This window comes from Bacillus sp. 05T31, from assembly GCF_056396725.1.
The window spans coordinates 1-4,086 of record NZ_JBFTMA010000664.1; the positions used below are offsets into that span (position 1 = coordinate 1).

Sequence of the window (4,086 nt, forward strand, 5' to 3'; positions counted from 1 at the left end):
GCCATGTTTTGTACCAGGTTCCCAAGCTGGTTTCATATTTTCTAAATATGGGGCAACGTTTTTTGTATCAAAGTCACTAAGTGTATGTAATGGTAATTCATTAATACAGCATAATCCCGCTTCGTGTCCAAGCAGTTGCCGGACTGTGATATTTTCTTTTCCATTTATCCCAAATTCATTCCAGTAAGTAGATACTTTTTCATCGTAATCTATATACCCTTTTGAATGGGCCAAAGCTAATGCAAGAGCAGCAAACCCTTTTGTCCCAGAAAATATGAGAACTGCTGTATCTTTTGTCCCAAATTCCTTAGTTTGGTGATCACGATACCCACCCCATAAATCAACAACACACTCACCGTTGAAATAGATACAACATGCCGCCCCTAATTCTTCACGAGTTGTAAAATTTTCTATAAATGCATCCTTAACTTTTTCAAACCCAGGTTTGACGAAACCGTCAATATGAATGGTTTGTTCCATTATTTAATCTCCTTACTTTTAAGTATTGATATCGAAAAAATGTTATATGTAGTAATACAACATTGAGATATGTAAAACCTTTATGAAAAATAAAGTTATAGAACATGAGAATTTAAGTGAAAAAGGGGAGAAATCTGAAATCGCTTTAAAAAYGTTCACAAAATGTTCACTTACGAAGGMGTTTCCAATATCGATATAATGACAAAGACTCAAAGAGAAGGGATGATGAAATTGCCAACAACAAGAAAGGAAAACCTCCAATTTGGTATGATGATGTGCCTTGGAATGGTTATAGTTATGACGTTTTACAATTTATTAATGAATGGGGTAGGAGGGCCAATTCATATTAAGGAGATCGCATTAGAACTACTAATTGGATTTATAATCGCATTATTAATTGAAATATGTATCGTTGGACCATGTGCGAAAAAGATTGTATTTGCATTACCATTTGATAAATCAAAAAAAGTAAATGTTATTATTGGGATGGCTACAGCTATGGTAATAGGGATGGTTTTCTTTATGTCATTTTACGGAATGGTTATGATGTATTTACATAATGGATTACATGGTGACTCATTCGTTTCAATTTATTTTGAAATTTTTATTAAAAATTTCATTATGGCGTAYCCAYTKCAATTAATWATWATGGGRCCWCTTGTACGTTTCTTRTTTGGAAAGTTTGTTTTGAAGAATAAAGCTGTTAATRTAGCGTAGTTTTAATTATTTTAATATTATATATTGATAAAGTGTTTTGAACACATCTCACATATTTTGAGATGTGTTTTTTCGTGTACATTACTAATTATTTTCATATCGATGTGACATTTGTCCTTTTGTCGTTGTAGTATTGTAGCTTTTAATTAAATCATAGATAGAAGATTAGGAGATGATTTTTTGAAAGGCATTGTATTTGCTGTTTTTGCGGGAGTATTTATAACACTTCAAGGAACCTTTAATGCGAAACTTAGTTCACATATCGGCATATGGTCAACGAGTATTATAACTCATTTAATTGGGTTCCTTATTGCAACAACTATATTTTTGTTAAAGAAAGAAGAGAAAGTAACGGATTTAAAGGGTGTGAAAAAAGTATATTTAGCAGCTGGTGCACTTGGTGGGTTGATTATTTGTGCAGAAACAATGGCGATATATTCAATGGGAGTTACATTAACAGCTGGAACACTTATGGTTGCTCAATTATTAACAGCTACTGTTATTGAAATGAAAGGATTATTTCATATAAAAAAGATACAAATGGAGAGATACCATATTGTGGGAACAATAGTACTGATGTTAGGTATTGTTGTATTTAATCTGTAAGGAGAGAAGGGACTGTACGTGGATAATAAATCAGACTTAATTATTCAATATTTGAAAGCTTTCAGTTGTCGGTGATATTGAATTAATACAAAATAGTAAAGCGCATAATGTTGTTGAAGCTTGTTCTGATGTTGTAGCTATCTCCATTTCTAATACGGTTATTAGAAACAAGTTATTACATGATCCTATATTTATGAACTTTTTGCTTGAAAACATTGCGAACACGTTAAAAATATCGACTCGTTTTACAGCTCTAAATTTACTTTATCCGGTAGAAGTACGTGTAGCTAGTTATTTACTTTCAATTTCAACGGATAGTAATGGGAATATGTATAAAGAGGATTTGGATGCAACTTCTGTATCAAGTATTGCAGATTTTATAGGTGTAAGTTATAGGCATGTAATTCGAGTTTTACAAAAATTTTATAATGAAAAATTAATTGAAAAGAATAATGGAGTTATTGTAATTAAAGATTTTTCTAGAATGAAGGAAGTTGCTAAAGATAATATATATGAGTAATGAAAGGGAGAGAAAGGTTATGATTGGATTTAGTTTAGCTATATTAGCTGGAATATTAATTAGCTTACAATCTGTTTTTAATACGAAAGTGAATGAAAATGTAGGACAGTGGTTAACAACTGCATGTGTTCTTGGAATAGGTCTCATAAGTTCTGTTCTATTTTATATCATTACAGAGAAAAGTATTAGCGTTAACTTTTATACTACAAATTATTTATTTTATATAAGTGGATTGTTTGGCATCGGATTAATTATTTGTATAATGGGTGCAATAAAGAGTTTAGGTCCAGCGTATACGGTGTTAATAAGCCTTATTACTCAATTGGTCGTTGCGTTGTGTATTGATACATTCGGATTGTTTGGAATCGAGAGTGTTCCATTACAAATAAATAAGTTAGTTGGTATAGGTTTATTAATTTTCGGGGTAGGAATTTTTAAAAATCTATTTTCGAATAAGAAAGCTATTCATATAAACAAGGATAGGGTCTAAAGAATTTAAAGGGAAAAGGTGTTAATAATTAGAACATATACATGTAGGTGGTAGTAAATGAGCGATAAGGAGAGAAAATAAGTGATTCAGTACATGTTGGAAGATGGTGTACATTATTTGAAAATCGATGGGATTCAGCATTGATGTAAAGTTGCAGGGGCGGCTCATTATTGTACATGGAGGTCCAGGTGGTAATCATTATGTATTTGAGAGAACACTTGGAGTGAAGTTAGAGGAATATATAACTGTAGTTTATTATGAACAAAGAGGATGTGGGCGAAGTGAAACACCACAAGATGACGATGAATATTCAATAAATATTCTAGTAGAAGATCTAGAGAAATTAAGAAAGCAATTAAATGCTGAGAAGGTAAATTTATTTGGCTATTCTTTTGGTGGACAACTTTGTTTAGAGTATGCTTTAAAATACCCAGAAGGAGTTGAAAAAATGGTATTACAGGCACCATTATTAGACGATTATGATGAAGTGTATAAGGTGCAGATAGAAGGGTTCCTAAAAGTACCGGAAGGGAAAATGAAAGAATAAATATCTATAATTAGTAAGTCGGAAATCTCCTTGAAAGAAAAAAACAATCAAGTTTGGAACATTGTTGATACTGAAGTTGTTGATCGGCTATTGTTCAAAAATGAAGAATTTGCAAAGTTAAATCGTAGTCTTTGGGAAGAAAGTCATTTAAGTAATACAGGGAAGATGAGTAAAGTTATTTTTGAAACGAAATCAATTGTACCGCTTATTGAGCGCATTAATGATTTGGAACAAGATACATGTGTCATTGTTGGAGTGTATGACTATAATACTGGTGTGGAAATGAGTAAAAGGATAACGAGCCATATGAAAAATAGTAAACTTGTTATATATGAAAATAGTGCACATTTTCCAGATATCGAAGAAACAGATAATGTATGTGAAACGATTATAGGGTTTTTAGAAATATAGTATAAAAACACGGATAGGATTAATTGTTTGAATATTGAATTATATAATGCGTGAATTGTTTATTTATAATTGGGGAGGATGCAATATGATTGAATATAGAAAAGCAAGAGTGGAAGATATACAGGGGATTATTAAAGTGTGTTCAGACGGTTATAGAAATACATATCCAGGTTTGATGCCCCAGCAATACATAGAAAGTACGATCAAGGAGTTTTACAATGAAGAAAGAGTGAGAAGTGAAATATTAAATATTAGCCAAGAGTGGAATGGTTGGTTTGTTGCAAGTGATAATGGAGAAATACTCGGTGCTGGTGG

The 4,086-nt window shown here is 31.8% G+C and carries 4 protein-coding genes and 3 pseudogenes; 6 read left to right on the plus strand and 1 reads right to left on the minus strand.

Annotated elements, in window-relative coordinates:
• A partial coding sequence (locus AC1DJR_RS26210; protein WP_477003880.1) for a serine hydrolase domain-containing protein occupies positions 1-480 on the minus strand: 480 nt, incomplete at its 3' end.
• A 231-nt stretch (positions 481-711) separates the two neighbouring features.
• Between AC1DJR_RS26210 and AC1DJR_RS26215 the strand changes: the two genes are divergently transcribed.
• From AC1DJR_RS26215 to AC1DJR_RS26240, 6 genes and pseudogenes are all read left to right on the plus strand, one after another.
• Positions 712-1,197, plus strand: a complete 486-nt coding sequence (locus AC1DJR_RS26215; RefSeq protein WP_477003883.1) for a DUF2798 domain-containing protein — start codon at positions 712-714, stop codon at positions 1,195-1,197.
• A gap of 180 nt (positions 1,198-1,377) precedes the next feature.
• Entirely contained in the window at positions 1,378-1,803 is a 426-nt protein-coding gene (locus AC1DJR_RS26220) for a DMT family transporter (protein ID WP_477003881.1), read from the plus strand.
• Positions 1,804-1,861: 58 nt separating this feature from the next.
• Positions 1,862-2,323: pseudogene (locus tag AC1DJR_RS26225) on the plus strand (Crp/Fnr family transcriptional regulator); the annotation flags it as partial.
• A 19-nt stretch (positions 2,324-2,342) separates the two neighbouring features.
• Positions 2,343-2,813: a DMT family transporter gene (locus AC1DJR_RS26230; RefSeq protein ID WP_477003882.1), complete on the plus strand. Its 471-nt coding sequence runs from the start codon at positions 2,343-2,345 to the stop codon at positions 2,811-2,813.
• A gap of 93 nt (positions 2,814-2,906) precedes the next feature.
• Positions 2,907-3,771 (plus strand): annotated as a pseudogene (locus AC1DJR_RS26235) (alpha/beta fold hydrolase).
• Positions 3,772-3,856: 85 nt separating this feature from the next.
• A pseudogene (locus AC1DJR_RS26240) lies at positions 3,857-4,086 on the plus strand (GNAT family N-acetyltransferase); the annotation flags it as partial.

Bases quoted from the DNA above. Each gene is read 5' to 3' on its own strand.
- AC1DJR_RS26230 (WP_477003882.1), top strand. From the start codon at position 2,343: ATGATTGGATTTAGTTTAGCTATATTAGCTGGAATATTAATTAGCTTA.